The organism is Citrobacter sp. wls718, assembly GCF_005280945.1.
Taxonomy (GTDB): domain Bacteria; phylum Pseudomonadota; class Gammaproteobacteria; order Enterobacterales; family Enterobacteriaceae; genus Citrobacter; species Citrobacter gillenii.
This window is the reverse complement of sequence record NZ_SZWV01000068.1, coordinates 187,257-210,514: the sequence shown is the minus strand read 5'-3', so window position 1 is coordinate 210,514 and position 23,258 is coordinate 187,257. Positions and strand designations below refer to the sequence as shown.

Here is a 23,258-nt window from a genome sequence, read left to right as displayed (position 1 = left end):
AGGCGGCTGCCACTGCGGCTGCATTTGCGGCTGCGGAGCTACCGGCTGTTGGTATTGAGGTTCGACAACGGGCGGCACAGCATATTGCGGCTGAGGCTCAACCGGTGCGGGCTGCTGCCACGGCTCATAAGGCTGTGCCGTCGGTTGAGTATATTGTGCAGGCTGCGGATAACCTTCGTAGGCAGGAGTCACAACCGGCTCAGCCACCTGTGGCGCTGGCGCAGGTTGCCATGCAGCAGTCGGTGCAGGCTGAACAGGAACGCCACCGGAAACCAGCGGAGCTTGCATTAAAGGATCGGCTGGCGCACTCCAGGCCTGCGCGGTCGCCGTGGCTGCTGCTGCGGCTGTCACAGGCTCAGTCACCGAGTGACCACTTAGCAGCGGGTCGAACTCATCATATTCAGGCAGCGTCGCGCGATTACCCGAGAACAGAACATCATTCGGATCGGCGGCAACACCACGGGCGCTGTATTCAATTTCATCTTCGTCGTCCATCCGTTTACCGGAGAACAGTGCAGCATCGGTATGACGACCAAGCGGATTGGTAAACTTCTCGGTCAGCCGCTTACGACGTGCTAATGCCCCACGAAGAATACGCGCCCGGCGTGATTCATGCGGTTTTCCTTCGGCGATGTCGACGGACTCTTCATCGTCTTCATATTCTTCGTCATCGACCCATGTATCGTCACGACGAGTGCGGTTACTGGCAAAGGTCAGGATATTGAGTAACCAGCCGCCCAGTTTTTCCGCAATGCTCACCCATGACCAACCGGTAAACAACGTCAGACCTGCCGCCCAGATACACAATAGTGTGAGTGTTCCCCCGCTGCTATGCAGCAGAGGTTGTAGCGTGGTACTGAGCAGACTGCCAATCACGCCGCCAGACGCGAAATACCAGATATCATCGGCATTGATTGCCGCCAGTCCGCAAGAGGTGAGAATGAGCGCCAGAACGCCAATGATGCGCAGCGATACGGCGAAATAGTCAACGTACTCGTCACTGGCCTGATGTCGCCAGGTAAACCAACAGCCCCCAACAATGATCACAGGTAGGGTGTAGGCCATGATGCCAAAAATAAAGAACAGCGTGTCCGCCAACCATGCTCCGGGTATTCCCCCAAGATTGTGGATAGGCTCGTGCCACGCGGTTTGCGACCAGCTGGGATCCGAAGGGTTAAAGCTGAGTAAGGCAGCCATCAACCAGACGGCAAAAAGGGCAATAAGGATCAGTAGCGCTTCCAGAAGTCGGCGCCCGCTGCTTAACTTCGTCAATGTGACGTCTTTGTCTTCAGTGTATTCCTGGCTCAAAAACGGCTCTCCAGGTTTCAGGCTTTTCCTGCCCGATGCTAAAACGGACAACAGCACCGGGTTGCCCCGGCACTGTTGCTGTATGGATTAACAGGAGTGTAATCAAACTACGTCGATTTTGCACCTGTTCCGTGTTAGCGCGTCTTAATTACCAGACGATTGCTCTGTTTAACTTCTTCCATTACCACGTAAGTACGTGTGTCATTCACGCCAGGCAGACGCAGCAGGGTTTCCCCCAATAGCTTGCGGTATGCTGACATATCCGGTACGCGTGTTTTCAGCAGGTAGTCGAAATCACCGGAAACCAAATGACACTCTTGAATTTCTTCAAGTTTTTGCACTGCAGTGTTGAACTGCTCAAAGACATCCGGTGCGCCACGATTCAGAGTAATCTCAACAAAAACCAGAAGTGATGCATCCAGATAATGCGGGTTTAACAGCGCCGTATAGCCCTGAATAAATCCCTGTCTTTCTAACCGACGCACACGCTCAAGGCAGGGCGTTGGTGAAAGTCCCACTCGTTTAGAAAGCTCGACGTTAGAAATACGCCCATCCTTTTGCAGCTCATTAAGAATGTTACGATCGATACGGTCGAGATCTTTGCCAGGGCGCTTCTTACTATCTACCATTATTATTGTCTCTCTGTATTCCTTCCCTACTCCTGCCTGACCCTTCTAACATCACTGTTCAGAGTCGCTACCCATCACAATACCCGAAACCCAGAGGGATTTACGGTGTGAAATGTCTGGGTTTATGGTGAGAAGACCGTTGCCTGTCGGCGGCTATCGACATCACGAATGGCATCTGTCCACACCATGCGTAGATTTCGCTAACTCGGTAAACATGGTATCTGGATGCATGATTATGCAGCACACACACGACACAGTTTTTTTCTTCCTTGAATGTTTTCGCAAAACAGCAGGGGATTGTCAAAGCAAAACATCGATTTTTAGTACAACATGCCAGTTATTCATTGGGAGTGATGGAAAATCGTCATTTTATCGCCTTATAACTGGCCGATTTTAAGTAGAAATCGTTATGTCCCGTCATACTTCATGTTACCTGTGCGTTGGTTGACGTCCTTGCCGCCTGTCTGGCCGATCATCGGCTCCCGCTATTGCACAAATTGTTAACAAAATTGCCATGCTCTTTTTTTACGCCTGCAAATTCCCTACAATCCAGTTCATTGCCTGCCAACAACTATGGGGATCTCATGGGCACGACCAAACACAGTAAACTTCTTATTCTGGGTTCAGGCCCTGCCGGGTATACCGCTGCGGTCTATGCTGCACGCGCAAACCTGCAACCGGTACTGATTACCGGTATGGAAAAAGGGGGTCAGTTGACCACGACGACGGAAGTCGAAAACTGGCCTGGCGACCCGCACGATCTTACGGGCCCACTGCTGATGGAACGTATGCATGAGCATGCGACAAAATTTGAGACGGAAATCATTTTTGATCACATCAGCAAGGTTGATCTGCAGAACCGTCCGTTCCGTCTGACCGGCGACAGCGGCGAGTACACCTGCGATGCGTTGATTATCGCCACCGGCGCTTCCGCTCGCTACCTTGGCTTACCGTCTGAAGAAGCGTTTAAAGGTCGCGGTGTTTCTGCCTGTGCGACCTGTGACGGATTCTTCTATCGCAACCAGAAGGTGGCGGTTATCGGCGGTGGCAACACGGCTGTAGAAGAAGCGTTGTATCTGGCGAATATCGCCTCTGAAGTGCATTTGATTCACCGTCGCGACAGCTTCCGTGCAGAAAAAATCCTTATCAAGCGCCTGATGGATAAAGTCGAAAACGGCAACATCGTGCTGCACACGCACCGCACGCTGGAAGAAGTAACCGGCGATCAAATGGGCGTCACCGGACTGCGTCTGCGTGATACCCAAAACACCGATAACGTCGAGTCTCTGGACGTTGCAGGACTGTTTGTCGCCATTGGTCACAGCCCGAACACCGCGATTTTTGAAGGCCAGCTTGAGCTGGAAAACGGCTACATCAAAGTTCAGTCCGGCATTCACGGTAATGCGACGCAAACCAGCATTCCAGGCGTGTTCGCGGCCGGTGACGTGATGGACCATATTTATCGCCAGGCGATTACCTCTGCAGGTACGGGTTGTATGGCAGCCCTTGATGCAGAGCGTTATCTCGACGGTCTGGCTGACGCCTGCAAATAAGTTTTACAAATCAGTAACAAAAGTAAAAAAGGCGACTATCAGTCGCCTTTATTTTTGCCCCGTTGTAACATTGTCCTGCCTAAAAATTCCTATAACTCACCTGCTAAGCGAGCAATGAATAAAACCCGTCAAAAAGAGCTAACACGCTGGTTAAAACAGCAAAGTGTCATTTCCCAGCGTTGGCTGAATATTTCACGCCTGTTAGGCTTCGTCAGCGGCCTGTTAATTGTCGCTCAGGCCTGGCTCCTGGCACGCATTCTTGATCACATGATCATGGATAATATTCCCCGCGAAGCCCTTCTGCTCCCTTTCATCGTATTAGTGCTGATTTTCATCCTGCGTGCATGGGTGGTCTGGCTACGTGAGCGGGTCGGTTTTCACGCGGGACAGCACATTCGTTTTGAAATTCGCCGTCAGGTTCTGGACCGTCTGCAACAGGCAGGCCCCGCGTGGATCCAGGGTAAACCAGCCGGAAGTTGGGCCACGTTGGTGCTCGAGCAGATTGACGATATGCATGATTACTACGCGCGTTATCTGCCGCAAATGGCGCTTGCCGTCTGCGTCCCCATTTTGATTGTCGCGGCCATTTTCCCGTCTAACTGGATAGCTGCCCTTATTCTGCTTGGCACTGCACCGCTAATCCCCATGTTTATGGCAATGGTCGGTATGGGCGCTGCTGATGCTAACCGACGTAACTTTCAGGCGCTAGCCCGACTCAGCGGTCATTTCCTCGACCGCTTGCGTGGTATGGAAACGTTAAGAATATTTGGTCGCGGCGAAGCGGAAACAGAAAGCATTCGTGCGGCATCACAAGATTTTCGCCAGCGCACCATGGAAGTTCTGCGCCTCGCGTTCCTCTCCTCCGGCGTACTGGAATTTTTCACCTCGCTGTCCATCGCGCTGGTGGCGGTTTACTTTGGCTTCTCGTACCTCGGCGAACTCAACTTCGGCCACTATGGCGTTGGTGTTACCTTAGCCTCTGGATTCCTGGCACTGATTCTTGCGCCTGAGTTTTTCCAGCCCTTGCGCGATCTGGGCACGTTTTATCATGCCAAAGCCCAGGCCGTCGGTGCCGCAGACAGCCTGAAAACGTTCATGGAAACGCCGCTGGCGCATCCTGAACGTGGCGACATTGAGCTGGCCGTAAAAGAGCCGGTTTCGATTACCGCAGAAGATCTGGTTATCACCTCCCCGGAAGGAAAAGTGCTTGCTGGTCCACTTAACTTCTCGCTGCCAGCCGGTCAGCGCGCGGTACTGGTGGGACGTAGCGGCTCTGGTAAGAGCTCGCTGCTGAACGCCCTTTCTGGTTTTCTCTCGTACCAGGGTTCGCTGCGAATTAATGGTTTTGAGCTTCGCTCCCTGGCTCCTGACTCCTGGCGAAAACAGCTGTCGTGGGTAGGACAGAACCCACAGCTTCCTGCCCCAACGTTGCGCGATAATGTGCTGCTGGCACGTCCAGATGCCAGTGAACAACAGCTTCAGGCCGCGCTCGACAGCGCCTGGGTAAGTGAGTTTTTACCCCTGCTGCCTCAGGGCGTGGATACCCCGGTCGGCGATCAGGCCGCCCGGCTTTCCGTCGGGCAAGCGCAGCGCGTTGCCGTCGCCCGCGCCTTGCTCAATCCGTGTCAGCTAATGCTACTGGACGAACCCGCCGCTAGCCTCGATGCGCACAGCGAGCAGCGCGTCATGCAGGCGCTGAATGCAGCATCACGCCGCCAGACCACGCTGATGGTCACGCACCAGCTTGAAGACCTTACCGAGTGGGATGCCATTTGGGTCATGCAGGACGGACAGATCGTCGAGCAAGGCACTTATGCTCAACTGAGCGCAGCCAACGGGACTTTTGCAACACTGCTGGCTCACCGTCAGGAGGACATCTAAATGCGCGCTTTGCTACCTTATCTGACGCTGTATAAACGTCATAAATGGATGTTAACGCTGGGAATTATTCTGGCGATCATCACGCTATTAGCCAGTATCGGCTTGCTGACACTTTCCGGTTGGTTCCTCTCCGCTTCCGCGGTGGTTGGCGTCACCGGGATTTACAGTTTTAACTATATGCTCCCCGCTGCCGGCGTGCGCGGTGCGGCGATCACCCGTACCGCAGGTCGTTATTTCGAGCGACTGGTCAGTCACGACGCGACATTCCGTGTGTTGCAGCACCTGCGTATTTATACATTTAGTAAGCTGCTGCCACTCTCTCCGGCGGGTCTGGCCCGTTATGGCCAGGGTGAACTGCTTAACCGCATCGTTGCGGATGTCGATACGCTTGATCACCTTTATCTGCGCGTCATCTCTCCGCTGGTTGGGGCATTTGTCGTGATTATGGTGGTGACGCTGGGTCTGAGCGTGCTCGATCTCACGCTGGCCATCACCCTTGGCGGCATCATGCTGCTGACCTTGTTTATTTTGCCTCCTCTGTTTTATCAGGCCGGAAAACGTACCGGGCAAAACCTGACGCACCTGCGCGGGCAATATCGCCAACAGCTGACCTCCTGGCTGCAGGGCCAGGCCGAGCTGACCATTTTTGGCGCAAGTGTTCGCTATCGAGCACAAATGGAAGCCACAGAGTTACAGTGGCACGAAGCTCAGCGTCGCCAGTCCGAATTAACGGCGCTGTCTCAGGCCCTAATGCTGGTGATTGGCGCACTGGCCGTCATCGTGATGCTCTGGATGGCCTCGGGCGGCGTGGGAGGCAATACCCAGCCAGGTGCGCTGATTGCGCTGTTTGTGTTCTGCGCACTGGCCGCATTTGAAGCCCTGGCCCCGGTAACGGGTGCATTTCAGCACCTCGGTCAAGTGATCGCCTCTGCCCTGCGCATTACAGAACTGACGGAACAAAAACCGGAAGTCACTTTCCCCGACGCAGGATCGACGGTTTCTGGGCCGATTACCCTCACGCTGCGCGACGTTTGTTTCAGCTACCCGGGCCAGGCGCAAAATGCGCTGGATACCCTCTCCCTGCAAGCAAAACCCGGCGAGCATGTTGCGATTCTCGGCCGCACCGGCTGTGGAAAGTCCACCCTGCTACAACTGCTGACCCGCGCCTGGAACCCGCAACACGGTGAAATTTTGTTTAACGACCGCCCGATTTCAACCCTGAGTGAGTCAACGCTGCGTCAAAGCATCAGCGTTGTGCCGCAACGTGTGCACCTGTTTAGCGCCACATTACGCGACAACCTGCTGCTGGCCGCGCCGCAGGCCAGTGATGACGCATTATCCGAAATACTGTGCCGCGTTGGTCTGGAAAAACTGCTGGAAGATGATGGCCTCAACGCCTGGTTAGGTGAAGGGGGTCGTCAGCTTTCCGGCGGCGAACTCCGCCGTCTGGCAATCGCTCGCGCGGTACTCCACGATGCCCCGCTGATGCTGCTGGATGAACCTACCGAAGGACTGGACGCTACCACCGAAAGCCAAATGCTTGAATTGATTAGTGATGTCATGCGAGATAAAACGGTATTGATGGTGACGCATCGCCTGCGCGGGCTATCGCGTTTTAATCAAATAATAGTGATGGACAACGGACACATTATTGAGCAAGGTAATCACGCAGATCTGTTAGCCAGGCAGGGGCGTTATTACCAGTTTAAGCAACGTCTGTAAGCTATTATTGAACGATCGACTCGCGTAGTGGAGTTTCGCTGTCATGCGCCTGGTGCAACTGTCCCGCAATTCTATCGCCTTCCCGTCACCGGAAGGCGCGTTACGCGAACCTAACGGTTTGTTAGCGCTGGGTGGCGATCTCAGCCCTGCCCGTCTGCTTATGGCGTACCAGCGCGGTATTTTTCCGTGGTTTTCTCCTGGCGACCCAATTCTTTGGTGGTCGCCCGATCCGCGCGCCATTTTGTGGCCTGAGACATTTCATCTTAGCCGTAGCATGAAGCGTTTTCATAAACACTCACCTTATCGTGTCACGTTAAATTACGCCTTTGGTCAGGTGATTGAAGGTTGTGCCAATGACCGCGAAGAAGGGACCTGGATAACGCGTGATATTGTTGACGCTTACCACCGCCTGCATGAATTGGGGCACGCGCATTCCATTGAAGTGTGGCGGCACAATGAATTAGTCGGCGGTATGTACGGCGTTTCGCAAGGCACGCTCTTCTGCGGTGAATCAATGTTCAGTCGTCAGGAAAATGCCTCAAAAACCGCGTTGCTTGTTTTTTGCGCTGAATTTAGCCAGCAGGGTGGGAAGTTAATTGACTGTCAGGTGTTAAATGGACATACAGCGTCGCTGGGCGCCGTCGAAACGCCGCGTCGGGAGTACCTTGAACACTTGAGCAGACTGCGCCAGCAGCGGTTACCCAGCCATTTTTGGGTACCCCGGACGTTATTTTTACCTCAGGAGTGAATGTTTTCGGCACATTTTTTGTCGGGGTGTTATAATTGCGTCGCAGAGTTGGTTTAGCCCATTACCCCGCCGCCGTTAAGGAACAGTTCGCGTCAGGCAACGCCTATCGTTTATCTCATCGTTCCCTTACACGTTGCGCTTTAAGTGCGGCTTTGCCGTGTGTGGATAGAGTAATGCGCCAAACTTGATTTGCTGTATTTTAATCGCGCAAATCTTTACTTATTAAAAGAACTTCGGCATTATCTTGCCGGTTCAAATTACGGTAGTGATACCCCAGAGGATTAGATGGCCAAAGAAGACAATATTGAAATGCAGGGTACCGTTCTCGATACGTTACCTAATACCATGTTCCGCGTAGAGTTAGAAAACGGTCACGTGGTTACTGCACACATCTCCGGTAAAATGCGTAAAAACTATATCCGCATCCTGACGGGAGACAAAGTGACTGTTGAACTGACCCCGTACGACCTGAGCAAAGGCCGCATTGTCTTCCGTAGTCGCTGATTTTTTTCACGCCAGACTGGCGTCCAGATAATAAAAGGTCGGTATATCCGGCCTTTTTTGTGGGCCAAATTTGAGGCTTTAGTCCTCAATCATGCGTGCATATTCTTCCGTCAGGAAATCCACTAATGCGCGCACCGAGGGTAATAACCCCCTACGCGATGGAAAGACCGCGTGAATAATCTCCCGCCTCGGTTCCCAGCCATCCAGCAATGCCACCAGCTCCCCTGCGGCTAATTGATCCTTGACCATTAACTGCGGGAGTTGCACCACGCCTACCCCGGCAACCGCGGCCTCGCGCAGCGCCAGCATATCTGTGGTGATCATACGCGGCGTAAAATGCACTTCCGCGCGGGCATCCTGTGGGCCAAACAACTCCCAACGATGAACATGTTTCCCCGCTGCCAGACTCAGCCCGGGCCAACGGGTCAGCTCTGCTGGGGCGTGTAATATCCCCATCTGCTCAACCAATCGCGGACTGGCATACAGCCGGTGCCCTCTGTCAGCAAGCACCCGCATGACCAAATCACTGTCTTCAAAAGGACGAGGTCGGACGCGAATCGCCACATCCAGACCTTCTCCGACGACGTCAACGCGGCGATTCGTGGCTTCAAGCTGTACTGCGACATCCGGATAACGCGCCATGAACCGGGCCAGCATGGGGCCGATATGGACATGCAACAGCGTCACCGGGCACGTCAGTTTAACAATGCCACGTGGCTCAACCTGCAACGCCGCAATGGCATCCTGTGCCGCCTGTGCCTCCACCAACATCGCCTTACAGTGTTCGTAAAAGGTCTGCCCGACCTCCGTGACATTAAACTGCCGGGTTGTTCGCTGAATCAAACGCACCCCCAGTCTCTCCTCCAGTTGCGCAATACGCCGACTGAGTTTGGATTTGGGCTCATCAAGCGCACGGCCTGCCGCTGCGAATCCTCCCTCTTCGACAACATGCACAAACCATGCGAAATCATTGAGATCCAACTTCGTCATCTTATTGTCCTATTAATGAGACGGTGAGGACTATTTTAGCCACTACTCAGCTCGCTGTCATGGATATAAGCTTATTCACATCAAGATAACGCCACTGAGGAGATACATATGAAACACGTAACAGGCGTCTATACCGCACCTCGCCCACACTGGGTTGGCGATGGATTTCCAGTTCGCTCGATGTTCTCTTACCAGTCTCATGCTGAGCAGCTCAGTCCGTTCCTGCTGCTGGATTACGCGGGTCCGCATACCTTTACACCGGGTAATGAAAAGCGCGGCGTCGGTGAGCACCCGCACCGTGGTTTTGAAACAGTGACCATTGTTTACAGCGGTGAAGTTGAACATCGCGACTCAACCGGGCGCGGCGGCATTATCGGTCCAGGCGATGTGCAGTGGATGACAGCAGGGGCCGGGATTTTACACGAAGAATTTCATTCGCCGGAATTTACCCGTAAGGGCGGCGAGCTGGAAATGGTCCAGCTGTGGGTCAACCTGCCAGCCAAAGACAAAATGACCGTGCCGGGTTATCAGGGCATCAGCAGCGACGTTATTCCCACCGTCGACCTGCCAGATGACGCAGGTACCGTGCGCGTGATTGCGGGCAGCTATCAGGACACGAAAGGCCCCGCGCATACCTACTCACCGTTAAATGTGTGGGACATGCGCCTGCAAAGTAATCGCCCGGTCACGCTGTCCCAGCCGGAAGGATGGAGCACTGCGCTGGTGGTGCTGAAAGGCACGATCACCATCAACGGTGCCACCTCCGCGGGTGAGGCGCAACTGGTGGTATTAAGCCAGCAGGGTAAAACCCTACATATCGAGGCTAGTAGCGACGCCAGCGTGCTGCTGCTGTCAGGCGAACCGTTAAATGAACCCATTGTCGGTTACGGTCCGTTTGTGATGAACACAAAACAAGAGATCGCCGAAGCCGTACGCGATTTCAACTCCGGCCGTTTTGGCCAAATCTAAAGCGAAGGAGAATACGATGTCCAGTCCTGCAAATTTTAATGGTTCACGCCCGGTTATCGACGTAGATGATGCCGTGATGCTGCTTATCGATCACCAGAGCGGTCTTTTTCAGACCGTCGGTGATATGCCAATGCCCGAACTGCGTGCCCGTGCCGCTGCGCTGGCAAAAATAGCCACCCTGGCGAAGATTCCGGTGATCACCACCGCCTCCGTTCCACAGGGACCCAACGGCCCGTTGATTCCGGAAATCCACGCCAATGCGCCCCATGCTCAGTACGTGGCGCGCAAAGGCGAGATCAACGCCTGGGATAACGAAGACTTTGTTAAAGCCGTCAAAGCAACGGGTCGTAAAACGCTGATTATCGCCGGTACCATTACCAGCGTTTGCATGGCTTTCCCGGCCATCAGCGCGGTAGCGGAAGGGTATAAAGTGTTTGCCGTCATTGACGCTTCCGGCACTTACAGCAAGATGGCGCAGGAAATCACGTTGGCGCGAGTGGTACAGGCAGGCGTGGTGCCAATGGATACCGCAGCCGTTGCGTCTGAAATACAGCGGACCTGGAACCGGGAAGATGCCGCTGAATGGGCGGAAGTGTATACCAAAATCTTCCCAGCCTATCAGCTGCTGATCGAAAGCTACAGCAAGGCTCAGGAAGTCGTCACCAACGGTGAAAAACTGGACTCTCAGCGCTAATCATGTTCTCTGCGCCTGTCCGGGCGCAGAATATGTCTATTGCGTAACCAAACGAGAGTGAAGACGTAAATTCTGCTTGACCGTTTTAGCGCAACTCCCTATAGTAGCGCCCCGTTGCCCCCCAAGCGGTCAGGCAGCAATACAATACGGTGAGGTGTCCGAGTGGCTGAAGGAGCACGCCTGGAAAGTGTGTATACGGCAACGTATCGAGGGTTCGAACCCCTCTCTCACCGCCATATTTGAAGAAGAGCTCGTACGCAAGTACGGGCTTTTTTTTCGTCTATTGCATTTGCCGAATGCGGCCAACAACCCGCATCCATCCTTAGACCTGACAAGCGAAGCGTCATCAGGCATTCCCTGCGAAGAAAAGAAACTATTGTCGGCTGAGCAGCGTCAATACTTCATAGTGCGCGGTGTGCGGGAACATATCGAAAAGTTGAACCCGTTCTATGCGATAGCCTGGCAGCTCGCCAATATCCTTCGCCATGCTTTGCGCATTACAGCTGGAGTAGATGATAAACGGCGGTGCCATGTTGGAAAGATAATCACACAGGGGTTTACCAATGCCCCGACGCGGCGGATTCACCAGCACCAGATCCGGAACGTCTTCCTGTGCCGTCGCGAATTGGGTCGAATCGAGCGCTTGAAAGTGCAGATTCTGTAACCCCAACGTCTGCGCAGATTGTTTCGCACAGGCGATCGCCTCTGGTGCGATCTCGATACCCGTCAGTTTCATCTGCGACGTAGCGCAATGCAGGCCAAAACCGCCAACACCGCAAAACAGATCCCACATATGGTTGACCGAAAGCTGACGCACCCAATCGCGAGCCGTGCCATACAAACGCTCAGCCACTACCGGGTTGGTTTGAAAGAAACTCTGCGGGCGGATCCACAGCGGTACATCATTAAAACGTTCAGCCAGCGCCTGCTGCTCCGTCAGGAAGATTTCTGTCTCCCCTTCCATAATCGCCATATGCACTGGTTGGATATTGGCCGTTATCACCTTTAACTGCGGTAACTGCGCCTGCAGCCACGGCAACGCCGCGCGCAGTTGGCTCAGCTTGGCCTCTGAGCGTAAGACAAAACGCAGCATCATACCGCCGTCAAACTGGCTTTCCGTTAACAGCACATATTTCAGTTCGCCCCGCTTACGCGCTACGTTGTAAGGCGTCAACCCGGCACGGGCGATAAAGGGTTTTAGTGCGGAAAATACCGGCGCAAATGAGGCAGGATAAAGCGGACAGTCGCACAAATCTTCAGGTGTACCGTCACGATGCAGCATGCCCAATAGCGGTTTTTCCACGCTACCGCTCACCACCATTTTGGCTTTATTACGAAAAGCGCTCTCCGGGCCAGCGACGGGCGCGCACCACTCCCCGACCGAATAGTCGGTAAGAAGAGTCTGGAGATCGGCCATTTTTGCACGGAGTTGATCGCCAACGGGCTGTGTTATCCACTGACAGGAACGACAGCGATCGGCGTCATAAAGAGCGCACTGCATAAGAAAACCTTCAAATTAACCGGGGCGAAGATTATACACATTATTGCAGACGGAAGAACCGTCGACTGGATGCCGGAACAAACAGCAACAACAGCACCAGCATATCCGGTAATTTCTGCATCACCAGCGTGCGAAAAATTTCACGCTTCGATTCACCCGCAATACTGAACAGCTCGGGGTAACCATAACCTAACGATGCCGCCCACAAATAACCGGAGGCCACCACCTGGGTAAACAGATAAATCCAGCGCGCCCAGTTACGTCCTTTGACCAATGAAAAGGCACAGTAAATTTCGATAAACACTAGTATCAGACTGCTTAAAAACACCAGCGTTAAATTCCAGGTCTGCACGCTACGCTGGATAAATGCCATTGTCCCGCTCACACCCAACGTATTGAAAATCATCAACAGATCGAGGCCGCGGATCATAATAATAGCGAGCGCCGCCACCTGCACTAAAGCAGGAACGTTTAAGCGAGCATGTGATGTGGATGATTTCTTAAAAAATCCCAACGCGTCGTCTTCCGTGAAAACGGTGCAGCGCCACATGCTGCACCGAGTAGAGGTTGGCAGATTTTAGTTTTTTCAGCCGCGTCTTGCACGCTGGATATCGCGCAACCGCTGCTTTTCTGTCCGGGCCATCAGGTACCACGCGATAAATCCGATAATTCCTACCACGCCAAGAATCAGCGTCGCCAGCGCGTTAATTTCTGGATTAACCCCCATACGTACGCTGGAGAACACCAGCATCGGCAACGTCGTCGCCCCAGGACCGGAAACAAAGCTGGCGATCACCAGATCGTCAAGCGACAGGGTGAAAGCCAACAGCCAGCCGGAAATCACCGCCGGCATAATCATCGGCAGCGTGATGACAAAGAAGACCTTCAGCGGCGTGGCGCCAAGATCCATCGCCGCTTCTTCGATGGAGTGATCCAGTTCGCGCAAACGCGAGGAGATAACAACCGCCACATACGCCGTACAGAAAGTGACGTGCGCCAGCCAGATGGTTAACATCCCGCGATCTGCCGGCCAGCCAATAGCATGCGCCATGGCGACAAACAGCAACAACAGCGACAGGCCAGTGATGACATCCGGCATAACCAGCGGCGCTGTTATCATAAAGGCAAAGCCATTCGAACCCCGGAAACGACCAAAGCGCACCAGCACCACCGCAGCAATCGTGCCGAGGATCGACGCCATCGTCGCCGCACAAGCAGCAATGGTCAAACTCATCCCGACAGCGCTTATCATTGCAGTATCGTGGAGCAATTCACCGTACCAGCGCGTTGACCACCCTGCCCAGACCGTCACCAGTTTGGAGCTGTTAAACGAATAGATAACCAGCATCAGCATCGGCGCGTACAGGAAAGTGAACCCTATGACCAGGGTAAAAATACGCCACGGTGAGCGAACGACGGGTAAATTATTCATCCGTGTTCCCCCACACTTTTTTGCTGATATTTATGGAACCACATGATCGGCACAATCAATAACAGCAGCATAATAATGGCCACAGCCGACGCCACCGGCCAGTCACGGTTATTGAAAAACTCCTGCCACAACACACGGCCAATCATAATGCTGTCCGGCCCGCCCAGCAGTTCAGGGATCACAAACTCCCCGACCGCCGGGATAAACACCAGCATTGAGCCTGCGATGATCCCACCTTTGGTCAACGGCACGATCACGCTAAAGAACGTTTTCAGCGGTCGGGCCCCAAGATCCAGCGCCGCTTCCACCAGCGAATAGTCGATACGTGTCAACGCGGTGTAGATCGGCAGTACCATAAACGGCAAATATGCATAAACAATCCCGATATAGACCGCCAGATTGGTGTGCAGGATCGTCAGCGGCTGATCGATAACTCCCAGCCACATCAGAAAATTATTCAGGATCCCGTTATTTTTCAGGATCCCCATCCAGGCATACACGCGAATCAAAAACGAGGTCCAGGAAGGCAGGATCACCAGCAACAGCAGAATATTCCGCGTTGACGGTTTGCTGTGTGCCACAGCCCATGCCAGTGGATATCCCAGTAGCAAACAGCAGATCGTCGAAATCCCCGCCACCTGCAACGACTGCAGGTAAGCATCAACATACAGCGGGTCAGCCGTCAGTTGCAGGAAGTTGCCAACATTGAGCGTGATGGAGAGCTGGTCGTCTGCCCATGATATAAGGTCAGAATACGGGGGTATCGCCCGCGCCATCTCAGAAAAAGAGATCTTAAAGACGATTAAAAATGGCAGCAAAAACAGCAGAATCAGCCAGATATACGGCAGCGCAATAACCACCTTGCGCCCATGCTTCATCTGCATCCGCGACATAAACAGCGTGAAACGGCTCGCGTTGTCCACGCGCGCCGGAGGTTCAAGTGTACGCATTTTCACTCCTTAAACCGTCAACACTACGCAACTGTCCGCATCCCAACACAAACGCACCTCATCGCCCCAGGTCGGTAGCCCCTTACGGTAGCGATGTTCGTTTTGTAGCTGGGCACTCAACATCTGGCCGCTTTTTAAACGCACGTGGTACACCGACAAATCACCGAGATAGGCAATGTGAACCACTTCCCCCACCGCAAAGTTATAGCCATCCGCCGGTGGAGTCTCACAGAGCATAATTTTTTCCGGACGCAGCGCGACGTACACCGGGACGTTATCAACGATGGAGGCATCAGCATCGACTTTCAGCGGATGGACCAGCCCCGGAGAGTCAATGATCAGGCCGTCTTCCTGACGCGCTTTCAGTAGCCCCTCGAACACGTTTACCGAGCCAATAAATTCCGCGCTATAGCGGGTGGTCGGGTGCTCGTAAATCTCTTCAGGTTCGCCGATTTGCACGAACTTGCCGCGATTCATGATCGCAATACGCCCCGCCATCGTCATGGCTTCTTCCTGATCGTGCGTTACCATCACACAGGTCGCACCCACACGTTCGAGGATATCGACCACTTCCAGTTGCATGCGGTCACGTAGCTTTTTATCCAGCGCCCCCATCGGTTCGTCCAGCAGCAGCAGTTTAGGACGTTTTGCCAGGCTGCGCGCCAGTGCCACACGCTGTCGCTGACCGCCGGAAAGCTGATGCGGTTTGCGTTTGGCAAATTCCTGCATATGCACCAGGTCCAGCATCTCGTTGACCCGGCTGGTAATTTCAGCTTTCGGCAACTTGTCCTGCTTCAGGCCAAAGGCAATGTTCTGCTCCACCGTCATATGTGGGAACAGCGCGTAGGACTGAAACATCATATTAATCGGGCGCAGATACGGCGGGACGTGTGCTAAATCGACACCATCGAGCATAATTTGCCCGGTGGTCGGCAGTTCAAAGCCCGCCAGCATGCGCAGCAGAGTTGATTTGCCGCAGCCGGAGGCCCCTAGCAGGGCAAATATTTCGCCTTTGTAGATAGTCAGGCTGACGTCATCGACGGCGTGCTGGCCATCGAAAGACTTGGTCAGATTACGAATTTCAAGCAGCGGGGTTAGCGCTTTGCGGGTCTTCGCCTGTGGGCGGGGGGTCGCATCATTCACGTGAGTGCTCTCCGGCATAAAACAAAGAAACAGTGCAAATAACGCACCAGCATGGTGCGTATTGCCGGGTTATGAGTGTTCAGGGTTCGGGTGTCCCGGCGGACTTACGCGCCGCCGGGTCATCTCCCTGACGCGGGTTATTTCCCGCTTTTCACCTTGGTCCAGGCACGAGTACGGACACGATCGATCTTCGGATCCTGTACTTTCAGAGTGAACAACTTAGCTCGCACATCGGCCGGCGGGTAAATCCCCGGATTGTCACGAACTTCAGGGCTGACCAACGCCGTCGCCTCTTTGTTCGCGTTGGCGTAGAACACGTGGTCGGAAATATGGGCAATCACATCCGGACGCAGCAGATAGTTGAGGAACTGATACGCTTCGTCTTTATTTTTAGCATCCGCAGGCATGGCGAAAACATCGAAGAACGCCATCGCCCCTTCTTTTGGAATTGAGAAGGAAATATTGACGCCATTTTTCGCTTCTTTCGCGCGATTAGCGGCCTGCCATACGTCCCCTGCCCAACCAATTGCCACGCAGCTATCACCGTTTGCCAGATCGTTAATGTATTGAGAAGAGTGGAAATAACGAATATTCGGACGCAGCTTCAACAGCAGATCGGTTGCCGGTCCGGTGTAATCGTCCGCTTTGGTACTGTTGGGGTCTTTACCCAAGTAATTCAGCACGGTGGCAAACACTTCTTCGGGGGCATCAAGGAACGAGACGCCGCAGCTTTTGAGTTTTTCCAAATTTTCCGGCTTCAGGATCAGATCCCAACTGTCGACCGGCGCATCCGCGCCCAGCACCGCCTTCACTTTATCCACGTTGTAGCCAATACCGGTGGTTGCCCACATATACGGCATCGCAAACTTGTTGTCTGGATCGTGTTTCGCCACCAGCTTCAGCAATTCGGGATCGAGGTTTTTCCAGTCTGGCAGTTTACTTTTGTCCAGCGGTTGGAAAACACCCGCAGTAAGCTGACGCTCAAGGAAGCTGGCGGAAGGAACGACAAGGTCAAAGCCAGTGCTACCCGCCATGAGCTTACCTTCCAGTACTTCATTGGAGTCGAACACATCATAAACCACTTTAATGCCGGTCTCTTTTTCAAAATTAGCCACCGTGTCGGGGGCGATATAATCAGACCAGTTATAAATATGCAGCGTTTTTTGTTCAGCAGCGAGCGTGCCGGCAGAGAGGGCTATCAGAGCACCCGCAACCAGGCCTGATAACCATTTTTTATTTAAGGCGGTCATAATCTCTTTCCTTCTGAAAGTTCGTTAACAAACGAACAAAAAATTCACACTCTATGATATGCAAGAAACGTGCATATTCTTTCATTCAGCACAAATAAGAAAAGAGGCTTCCCCTGTGCCGCTATGGCTCGCTGATAATCGCGGAATCATTCAACATGCATTGCGGTCGCATGCAGCCCATAAAGGGTTCATTGAAGGATGACGTTTATAAGCCTCGCCAGAATAACTTTAGCCAGGATTCGAGGATATAGCCCAGTTAAAAAAACGTCTTTTATCAATTTTTTATGCAGGATTTATCTATGACATAAGGCAGGAGGCGTGGAAGTTAGGTGAATAATTCTTTAATAAAAGGTTAAATGCAGAATAAAAATAGGGTAATACGCAACCGCTCTGGCAGCGGCTGCGCTTTTGGCATCATTGCTCAGGAAATATTAATGGAGGAAATGGGTCTCAGTACCGCTGTTTTGCACATCTTCTTCAGCGTTAAATAATAGTTGATGCGCCCCGGCTTCAAGGATCACCATGGATATCTGCTCTTCGCTCTGGCGAACAAAACATTCGAACTGCTCAAACGTGACGCCCGGCACAACGTATAAAGACTGGCAAACCACCAGCTTTGGCAGATTATCATCCTGCATGTCCAGAAAGGCTTTCACCGTCAGCGAACTGGCATTAATGGATGACAGATCGGCAGCCAACGGCAGCAACGCCGATGGCCTGACTTCCGCCATCGCAGAGAACAGTATGACGTTATCCACCAAATCAATTTTCGCATCAAAGATGCCGTCAAAGTTTTGCATATGAGGTAAATGCAGCGCCTGACAGGTATCGCATTCAAAAAAACTCATGCCCAGGTCGTCGAGCCATTGACGCAACGTATCCAGAGTGGGAACGACCAGTGATGTCATAATAATGTGCGACCTCTTTCGATGAAAAAATTACCGGCACAGCTTACGCAAAAAGACCGCCTCATACCACGATCGCCATCGATATTGCGTTCAGCCGCCGATTTTAAGACAAAATTCCGGAGTTGCATGACGTTCGATCCACTTGATCATCCGTCCGGCAATATCAACCCCCGTGGTTTTCTCCACGCCTTCAAGCCCCGGAGAAGCGTTAACTTCCATGACCAGCGGCCCGCGGTCTGCACGCAAAATATCAACGCCAGCCACATCCAGGCCCATGGTTCGGGCGGCTTTTATCGCGATGTCCCTTTCACGCGTCGTAATATTGGCAATACTGGCCACGCCACCGCGATGGAGATTAGAACGAAAATCGCCCTCTTTAGCCCGACGCTCAATAGCAGCCACTACCTCGTCCCCTACGACAAAACAGCGAATATCCCGCCCTTTGGCCTCTTTAATATATTCCTGCACAAGGATATGTGCGTTCAGTCCTCGAAATGCATCCACGACGCTCTCCGCGGCCTGACGCGTTTCGGCCAGCACCACACCGATACCCTGCGTGCCTTCTACCAGTTTCACCACCAACGGTGCGCCGCCGACCATATCAATCATGTCGCTGGTATCGTCCGGTGAGTGCGCGATTCCGGTAATCGGGAGATCGATTCCCTGACGTGCCAGCAGTTGCAATGAGCGCAGCTTATCGCGCGCACGGGTGATCGCCACTGACTCATTCAACGGATAACTCCCTAACATCTCGAACTGGCGCAACGCCGCCGTACCGTAAAAGGTAATCGCCGAGCCGATTCGTGGGATGACCGCATCAAAATGAGGGAGCCGGCGGCCCTTGTAATGAATCGAAGACGCCGCCGGACTAATGTTCATATAACAGGAAAGGGGATCGATAATTTCAACCAGGTGACCGCGCTGCATCGCCGCTTCACGCAGGCGCTTACAAGAATAGAGCGTTCCGTCCCGGGACAAAATGGCAATTTTCACCCTGCACCTCTCTGAAAGACCTGCTGAAAGCCGGCGTATCATACACCGGGTTAAAATCTTTAGCGCGTAGCCCATCCCTGTTTGTGCAAATATTCCAGAATAAAGGGGCGATTTTCTTTGATGATGGTGCGGCGAATATGATCGCTCCAGGTATCACGACGCGTGTTGCTGCCACGGGTCAGATAATACTGCGCAAGCTGTTCATCATAGTGAGCCAGGGCGTCCTTATCGAGCGGCTGGTATTGATTTTCATGCACCACAATGGCCGCAGGCAGTCGTGGCTTGATATCGGGATTATCTGCAGGCCAACCGAGACACAGACCAAACAGCGGCAGAACATGCTGCGGCAGTTTCAGTAACTCAGTTACAGACGCAATATTGTTGCGCAGTCCGCCAATATATACACCGCCAAGCCCCAGCGACTCTGCAGCCGTCAGCGCATTTTGCGCCATCATCGCCGTATCAACCACGCCCAGCAGCAGTTGTTCTGCCAGTCCCAGCTGTGCGTCAGGGCAAATCTGTAAATGACGGTTAAAATCGGCGCAGAACACCCAGAATTCGGCAGCCTTCGCCACGTGCGGCTGCCCACCTGACAGCGTCACCAGCGACTCTCGCAGGGCCTTATCCGTCACCCGAATAATCGTGCTGCACTGTAAAAAACTGGAGCTCGAGGTGCCTTGCGCGGCAGCTATAATCGCCTCGCGCTGCGCATCCGAAATCGACGCCTCGGTAAAATGGCGAATAGAACGGTGGCTGCGAAGTAAATCAATGGTTGGAGTCATCTCTTTTTTCTCTGGCTGAACGGGAAGATACGCTGGATGTTCGCGACATCAGCTGCGGCGCCAACAGTTGCGCAATGCGCCACATTAAAAACACAGCGGCGGGAAGCATCAACAAAACCCCCAGAAAAATCATCACCACACAGGCCAATGGACTGTTAAGCGGCGCGGGTAAGGTGAGATAATCGTTAAGCGACAATAGCGCCAGCGCTAACGACACCATACCGATCGTTTCCAGAATCAATATGCTTTTAGGTAACACACCCACAGTGCGCATACGTGGCCTCCCGGCGAAGTGGCTCGTAGTATAAAACGTTCCGAGTTCTCATGTTTAACAGATATAGAGTAGATGTATCAAAGCAACAGGCCGAACCTACTTTCCATCCGACATAAATCGCGGCATCATACAGTCATTCGCCATCTGGCCTGATAAGTTCGAGGAGAGTGAGATGTTTGCTGTTATTTTTGGTCGCCCAGGGTGCCCGTATTGCGTGCGCGCAAAAGAATTGGCAGAAAAATTAAGCAATGAGCATGAAGATTTTAACTTCCGCTACATTGATATTCATGCTGAAGGGATCTCAAAAACCGAACTGGAAAAGACGGTTGGTAAGCCGGTAGAGACCGTACCGCAGATTTTTGTCGATCAGAAACACATCGGCGGCTGCACGGATTTCGAAGCATGGGCAAAAGAGAATGTGAATCTGTTCGCCTGATTGCCGTCTCTACGCCCTCCACTGGAGGGCGTAATCAGTGTTTTTTCCGCTGCTGATGCTGATTAAATAGGCTACTGATAAACAGAAAACACAATGCGCCAAGCGCGCACCAAAACACCGCACTAAACAACCATGCAAGCTCTTGCCACAGCGAACGCGTAGGCATAAACACAAATCGCATCAATAACAAACAACACGGTGCCGCCAGCATTGCACCGAGAAGAGGTCTAAGCACCTCACGACGATGGGAAAAAAAGCTGGCCGCTGCTCCTGGCAATATAAAAAACAACAACCCAACCTCAGGATGCCCAGCCGCCTTAAATGCTCCTTTCACGTTCAGCGTCAATGAAAGACACACCACAATAAAAAGCACAAAGCAGCAGATCGCACCCGCCCAACCTTGCCTATGTTTCAATCGTTCCTCCTGACACTCTCTATCGAACACTCTTTTCGCCCAAAGGCGTCCAGTCAGATAAAGTCGTTCGGCATTCCATGCCAAAAACGCACTCACACGATTCTTATAGCCGTTGAAACGTAATGAGATTAAACTAGCCGCATATATCGTCATGCTGCTTTATTTGGGGCTGTGTACGATGCTGTCGCCCCTTAATTTCTGGCAAAAACATTAGCGTAAATTGCCATTTCTTTCAATAGCTTACTAGTAAACAAGAAGTTAGTCTCCGTGAATATAAACGTCGCAGATTTGTTAAATGGGAATTACATCCTGTTATTATTTGTGGTCCTGGCGCTGGGGCTGTGTCTGGGGAAATTACGCCTGGGTACAGTCCAACTCGGTAATTCCATTGGCGTTTTAGTAGTCTCCCTATTATTAGGCCAGCAGCACTTTAGTATTAACACTGATGCTTTAAATCTCGGCTTTATGCTGTTTATTTTTTGCGTCGGCGTCGAAGCTGGTCCCAACTTTTTTTCGATTTTTTTTCGCGATGGGAAAAATTACCTAATGCTTGCTCTGGTCATGGTCGGCAGCGCAATGCTGATCGCCCTGGGACTGGGTAGGCTATTTGGCTGGGACATCGGCCTGACAGCTGGCATGCTGGCAGGTTCAATGACCTCCACGCCGGTGCTGGTCGGCGCGGGTGACACATTGCGCCATTCAGGGATGACAGGAACACAGCTGTCAACGGCTCTTGATAACCTGAGCCTCGGTTACGCACTGACCTATCTGATCGGACTGGTCAGCCTGATTGTCGGCGCACGCTACCTGCCAAAACTGCAGCATCAGGATTTGCAAACCAGCGCCCAACAAATCGCCCGTGAACGTGGCCTCGACACCGACGCCAACCGTAAGGTCTATCTGCCTGTGATCCGCGCCTATCGTGTCGGTCCGGAATTGGTTGCCTGGGCTGATGGTAAAAATCTGCGTGAGCTGGGTATCTATCGCCAGACCGGTTGTTATATCGAGCGTATCCGTCGCAACGGCATTCTGGCTAACCCGGACGGCGACGCTGTATTGCAGATGGGCGATGAAATTGCCTTAGTGGGCTACCCGGATGCACATGCCCGCCTCGACCCTAGCTTCCGTAACGGCAAAGAGGTGTTCGATCGCGACCTGCTCGATATGCGCATCGTCACCGAAGAGATTGTGGTGAAAAACCACAATGCCGTCGGTCGTCGTCTGGCGCAGTTAAAACTGACCGATCACGGCTGCTTCCTTAACCGCGTGATCCGTAGCCAGATTGAAATGCCGATTGATGACAACGTCGTGCTCAATAAAGGGGATGTGTTGCAGGTCAGCGGCGATGCCCGCCGCGTAAAGACCATTGCAGACCGTATCGGCTTTATTTCAATTCACAGCCAGGTCACCGACCTGCTGGCCTTCTGCGCTTTCTTTATCATCGGCCTGATGATTGGGATGATCACCTTCCAGTTCAGTAATTTCAGCTTTGGCATCGGAAACGCAGCTGGCCTGCTGTTTGCCGGTATTATGCTTGGCTTCCTGCGCGCCAACCACCCGACGTTTGGCTACATCCCACAGGGTGCGCTGAACATGGTGAAAGAGTTTGGCCTGATGGTCTTTATGGCGGGCGTCGGCTTGAGCGCGGGCAGCGGTATTGGCAACGGCCTCGGTGCAGTCGGCGGACAAATGCTGGTTGCGGGCCTGATTGTCAGCCTGGTGCCGGTGGTTATCTGTTTCCTGTTCGGCGCTTACGTATTGCGCATGAACCGCGCCCTGCTGTTTGGCGCCATGATGGGCGCACGAACCTGTGCACCGGCGATGGAAATCATCAGCGACACCGCGCGCAGCAACATCCCTGCTTTAGGTTATGCAGGCACCTATGCTATTGCCAACGTCTTACTGACGTTGGCGGGGACACTGATCGTCATCGTCTGGCCTGGCCTCGGTTAAAATTTACCCTTTTATGAAATTTTTTTGCAGATAAGCAGAACTTTTCTTCAAGGTGTCAGTCATAACTATTGCCACTGCTTTTCTTTGATGTCCCCAATTTGTGGAGCCCATCAACCCCGCCGTTTTGGTTCAAGGTTGATGGGTTTTTTGTTGCCTGAAATTTTGCATCCCTTCCTATCCCTTCGACCAATTTGCATCATGCCGGTTATGGCACATACTTTTA

General features: G+C 52.9%; 23 protein-coding genes, 1 tRNA gene and 1 pseudogene. 11 read left to right on the top strand and 14 right to left on the bottom strand.

Translation table 11 applies throughout. The annotated features are described in order from the left end of the window. Together FDW95_RS23835 and lrp are read right to left on the bottom strand one after the other, a co-directional pair. On the bottom strand, nucleotides 1-1,308 hold a 1,308-nt coding region (locus FDW95_RS23835), incomplete at its 3' end, for a DNA translocase FtsK 4TM domain-containing protein (RefSeq protein ID WP_249359086.1). 134 nt (nucleotides 1,309-1,442) lie between these two features. Then, on the bottom strand, nucleotides 1,443-1,937 hold the full coding sequence (lrp, locus tag FDW95_RS13670; RefSeq protein WP_000228473.1) for a leucine-responsive transcriptional regulator Lrp: 495 nt from the start codon (nucleotides 1,935-1,937) through the stop codon (nucleotides 1,443-1,445). Nucleotides 1,938-2,521: 584 nt separating this feature from the next. Here lrp and trxB point away from each other — a divergent pair. From trxB to infA, 6 genes and pseudogenes are all read left to right on the top strand, one after another. Beyond that, nucleotides 2,522-3,490: a thioredoxin-disulfide reductase gene (gene trxB / locus FDW95_RS13665; RefSeq protein ID WP_096757696.1), complete on the top strand. Its 969-nt coding sequence runs from the start codon at nucleotides 2,522-2,524 to the stop codon at nucleotides 3,488-3,490. A 114-nt stretch (nucleotides 3,491-3,604) separates the two neighbouring features. Next, nucleotides 3,605-5,371 (top strand): cysteine/glutathione ABC transporter permease/ATP-binding protein CydD, encoded by a 1,767-nt coding sequence (gene cydD, locus FDW95_RS13660; RefSeq protein WP_115258950.1) that lies wholly within the window; start codon nucleotides 3,605-3,607, stop codon nucleotides 5,369-5,371. Next, complete coding sequence (gene cydC, locus FDW95_RS13655) at nucleotides 5,372-7,093, top strand: cysteine/glutathione ABC transporter ATP-binding protein/permease CydC (protein ID WP_115258951.1); 1,722 nt, start codon at nucleotides 5,372-5,374, stop codon at nucleotides 7,091-7,093. It begins immediately after the preceding gene. Between the two features lie 43 nt (nucleotides 7,094-7,136). Further along, entirely contained in the window at nucleotides 7,137-7,841 is a 705-nt protein-coding gene (gene aat, locus FDW95_RS13650) for a leucyl/phenylalanyl-tRNA--protein transferase (RefSeq protein WP_096757699.1), read from the top strand. Further along, nucleotides 7,842-8,199: pseudogene (locus tag FDW95_RS13645) on the top strand (hypothetical protein). Then, nucleotides 8,127-8,345 (top strand): translation initiation factor IF-1, encoded by a 219-nt coding sequence (infA, locus tag FDW95_RS13640; RefSeq protein WP_002211347.1) that lies wholly within the window; start codon nucleotides 8,127-8,129, stop codon nucleotides 8,343-8,345. Before FDW95_RS13645 ends, infA begins: the two are co-directional and overlap by 73 nt. A 78-nt stretch (nucleotides 8,346-8,423) precedes the next feature. Here infA and FDW95_RS13635 read toward each other — a convergent pair whose 3' ends face one another. After that, nucleotides 8,424-9,335, bottom strand: coding sequence for a LysR family transcriptional regulator (locus tag FDW95_RS13635; RefSeq protein ID WP_115258952.1), 912 nt, complete (start codon nucleotides 9,333-9,335; stop codon nucleotides 8,424-8,426). 108 nt (nucleotides 9,336-9,443) lie between these two features. Between FDW95_RS13635 and FDW95_RS13630 the strand changes: the two genes are divergently transcribed. The 3 genes from FDW95_RS13630 (at nucleotide 9,444) to FDW95_RS13620 (ending at nucleotide 11,234) form a co-directional block, all read left to right on the top strand. Beyond that, nucleotides 9,444-10,304 carry a pirin family protein gene (locus FDW95_RS13630; RefSeq protein ID WP_115258953.1) on the top strand — a complete coding sequence of 287 codons (861 nt, stop codon included), beginning with the start codon at nucleotides 9,444-9,446 and terminating at the stop codon, nucleotides 10,302-10,304. Nucleotides 10,305-10,320: 16 nt separating this feature from the next. Further along, the gene (locus FDW95_RS13625; RefSeq protein WP_137363525.1) at nucleotides 10,321-10,998 is read left to right on the top strand and encodes an isochorismatase family protein; all 678 of its coding nucleotides are present in this window, start codon (nucleotides 10,321-10,323) and stop codon (nucleotides 10,996-10,998) included. Between the two features lie 148 nt (nucleotides 10,999-11,146). Then, nucleotides 11,147-11,234, top strand: a tRNA-Ser gene (locus FDW95_RS13620). Between the two features lie 137 nt (nucleotides 11,235-11,371). On the opposite strand, the gene rlmC is transcribed toward FDW95_RS13620, so the two are convergent. The 10 genes from rlmC to FDW95_RS13570 form a co-directional block, all read right to left on the bottom strand. Continuing rightward, a complete protein-coding gene (gene rlmC / locus FDW95_RS13615) occupies nucleotides 11,372-12,499 on the bottom strand; it encodes a 23S rRNA (uracil(747)-C(5))-methyltransferase RlmC (protein WP_115258955.1) in 1,128 nt (375 codons plus the stop codon). 40 nt (nucleotides 12,500-12,539) lie between these two features. Further along, nucleotides 12,540-13,049, bottom strand: coding sequence for a YbjO family protein (locus FDW95_RS13610; protein ID WP_096757704.1), 510 nt, complete (start codon nucleotides 13,047-13,049; stop codon nucleotides 12,540-12,542). Between the two features lie 36 nt (nucleotides 13,050-13,085). Continuing rightward, complete coding sequence (potI, locus tag FDW95_RS13605) at nucleotides 13,086-13,931, bottom strand: putrescine ABC transporter permease PotI (protein ID WP_115258956.1); 846 nt, start codon at nucleotides 13,929-13,931, stop codon at nucleotides 13,086-13,088. Then, nucleotides 13,928-14,881 (bottom strand): putrescine ABC transporter permease PotH, encoded by a 954-nt coding sequence (gene potH, locus FDW95_RS13600; protein ID WP_115258957.1) that lies wholly within the window; start codon nucleotides 14,879-14,881, stop codon nucleotides 13,928-13,930. Before potH ends, potI begins: the two co-directional genes overlap by 4 nt. A 9-nt stretch (nucleotides 14,882-14,890) precedes the next feature. Then, entirely contained in the window at nucleotides 14,891-16,024 is a 1,134-nt protein-coding gene (gene potG / locus FDW95_RS13595; protein ID WP_115258958.1) for a putrescine ABC transporter ATP-binding subunit PotG, read from the bottom strand. Nucleotides 16,025-16,161: 137 nt separating this feature from the next. Beyond that, nucleotides 16,162-17,274, bottom strand: a complete 1,113-nt coding sequence (gene potF, locus FDW95_RS13590; RefSeq protein WP_115258959.1) for a spermidine/putrescine ABC transporter substrate-binding protein PotF — start codon at nucleotides 17,272-17,274, stop codon at nucleotides 16,162-16,164. Nucleotides 17,275-17,705: 431 nt separating this feature from the next. After that, complete coding sequence (locus tag FDW95_RS13585; RefSeq protein WP_096757709.1) at nucleotides 17,706-18,182, bottom strand: YbjN domain-containing protein; 477 nt, start codon at nucleotides 18,180-18,182, stop codon at nucleotides 17,706-17,708. Nucleotides 18,183-18,272: 90 nt separating this feature from the next. Beyond that, entirely contained in the window at nucleotides 18,273-19,175 is a 903-nt protein-coding gene (rimK, locus tag FDW95_RS13580) for a 30S ribosomal protein S6--L-glutamate ligase (RefSeq protein ID WP_115258960.1), read from the bottom strand. A 59-nt stretch (nucleotides 19,176-19,234) separates the two neighbouring features. After that, a complete protein-coding gene (gene nfsA / locus FDW95_RS13575; RefSeq protein WP_115258961.1) occupies nucleotides 19,235-19,957 on the bottom strand; it encodes a nitroreductase NfsA in 723 nt (240 codons plus the stop codon). After that, entirely contained in the window at nucleotides 19,941-20,231 is a 291-nt protein-coding gene (locus FDW95_RS13570) for a DUF1418 family protein (RefSeq protein WP_096757712.1), read from the bottom strand. Before FDW95_RS13570 ends, nfsA begins: the two co-directional genes overlap by 17 nt. Before the next feature lie 172 nt (nucleotides 20,232-20,403). On the opposite strand from FDW95_RS13570, the gene FDW95_RS13565 reads away from it, so the two are divergent. Beyond that, nucleotides 20,404-20,667: a GrxA family glutaredoxin gene (locus FDW95_RS13565; RefSeq protein WP_115258962.1), complete on the top strand. Its 264-nt coding sequence runs from the start codon at nucleotides 20,404-20,406 to the stop codon at nucleotides 20,665-20,667. A 34-nt stretch (nucleotides 20,668-20,701) separates the two neighbouring features. Here the strand turns inward: FDW95_RS13565 and FDW95_RS13560 are convergent, their stop codons facing one another. Then, nucleotides 20,702-21,082 carry an inner membrane protein YbjM gene (locus FDW95_RS13560; protein ID WP_096759440.1) on the bottom strand — a complete coding sequence of 127 codons (381 nt, stop codon included), beginning with the start codon at nucleotides 21,080-21,082 and terminating at the stop codon, nucleotides 20,702-20,704. A gap of 267 nt (nucleotides 21,083-21,349) precedes the next feature. On the opposite strand from FDW95_RS13560, the gene FDW95_RS13555 reads away from it, so the two are divergent. Then, complete coding sequence (locus FDW95_RS13555) at nucleotides 21,350-23,035, top strand: aspartate:alanine antiporter (protein WP_115258963.1); 1,686 nt, start codon at nucleotides 21,350-21,352, stop codon at nucleotides 23,033-23,035. Nucleotides 23,036-23,258 lie beyond the last annotated feature (223 nt).

What these genes read in the sequence shown, in the direction of transcription:
- FDW95_RS13585 (WP_096757709.1), bottom strand. Translation starts at nt 18,182, where the DNA reads ATGACATCACTGGTCGTTCCCACTCTGGATACGTTGCGTCAATGGCTC.
- potF (WP_115258959.1), bottom strand. Translation starts at nt 17,274, where the DNA reads ATGACCGCCTTAAATAAAAAATGGTTATCAGGCCTGGTTGCGGGTGCT.
- cydD (WP_115258950.1), top strand. Translation starts at nt 3,605, where the DNA reads ATGAATAAAACCCGTCAAAAAGAGCTAACACGCTGGTTAAAACAGCAA.
- infA (WP_002211347.1), top strand. Translation starts at nt 8,127, where the DNA reads ATGGCCAAAGAAGACAATATTGAAATGCAGGGTACCGTTCTCGATACG.
- potH (WP_115258957.1), bottom strand. Translation starts at nt 14,881, where the DNA reads ATGCGTACACTTGAACCTCCGGCGCGCGTGGACAACGCGAGCCGTTTC.
- FDW95_RS13610 (WP_096757704.1), bottom strand. Translation starts at nt 13,049, where the DNA reads ATGTGGCGCTGCACCGTTTTCACGGAAGACGACGCGTTGGGATTTTTT.
- lrp (WP_000228473.1), bottom strand. Translation starts at nt 1,937, where the DNA reads ATGGTAGATAGTAAGAAGCGCCCTGGCAAAGATCTCGACCGTATCGAT.
- FDW95_RS13635 (WP_115258952.1), bottom strand. Translation starts at nt 9,335, where the DNA reads ATGACGAAGTTGGATCTCAATGATTTCGCATGGTTTGTGCATGTTGTC.
- cydC (WP_115258951.1), top strand. Translation starts at nt 5,372, where the DNA reads ATGCGCGCTTTGCTACCTTATCTGACGCTGTATAAACGTCATAAATGG.
- FDW95_RS13630 (WP_115258953.1), top strand. Translation starts at nt 9,444, where the DNA reads ATGAAACACGTAACAGGCGTCTATACCGCACCTCGCCCACACTGGGTT.
- FDW95_RS13565 (WP_115258962.1), top strand. Translation starts at nt 20,404, where the DNA reads ATGTTTGCTGTTATTTTTGGTCGCCCAGGGTGCCCGTATTGCGTGCGC.
- FDW95_RS13625 (WP_137363525.1), top strand. Translation starts at nt 10,321, where the DNA reads ATGTCCAGTCCTGCAAATTTTAATGGTTCACGCCCGGTTATCGACGTA.
- nfsA (WP_115258961.1), bottom strand. Translation starts at nt 19,957, where the DNA reads ATGACTCCAACCATTGATTTACTTCGCAGCCACCGTTCTATTCGCCAT.
- aat (WP_096757699.1), top strand. Translation starts at nt 7,137, where the DNA reads ATGCGCCTGGTGCAACTGTCCCGCAATTCTATCGCCTTCCCGTCACCG.
- trxB (WP_096757696.1), top strand. Translation starts at nt 2,522, where the DNA reads ATGGGCACGACCAAACACAGTAAACTTCTTATTCTGGGTTCAGGCCCT.
- potI (WP_115258956.1), bottom strand. Translation starts at nt 13,931, where the DNA reads ATGAATAATTTACCCGTCGTTCGCTCACCGTGGCGTATTTTTACCCTG.
- FDW95_RS13570 (WP_096757712.1), bottom strand. Translation starts at nt 20,231, where the DNA reads ATGCGCACTGTGGGTGTGTTACCTAAAAGCATATTGATTCTGGAAACG.
- rlmC (WP_115258955.1), bottom strand. Translation starts at nt 12,499, where the DNA reads ATGCAGTGCGCTCTTTATGACGCCGATCGCTGTCGTTCCTGTCAGTGG.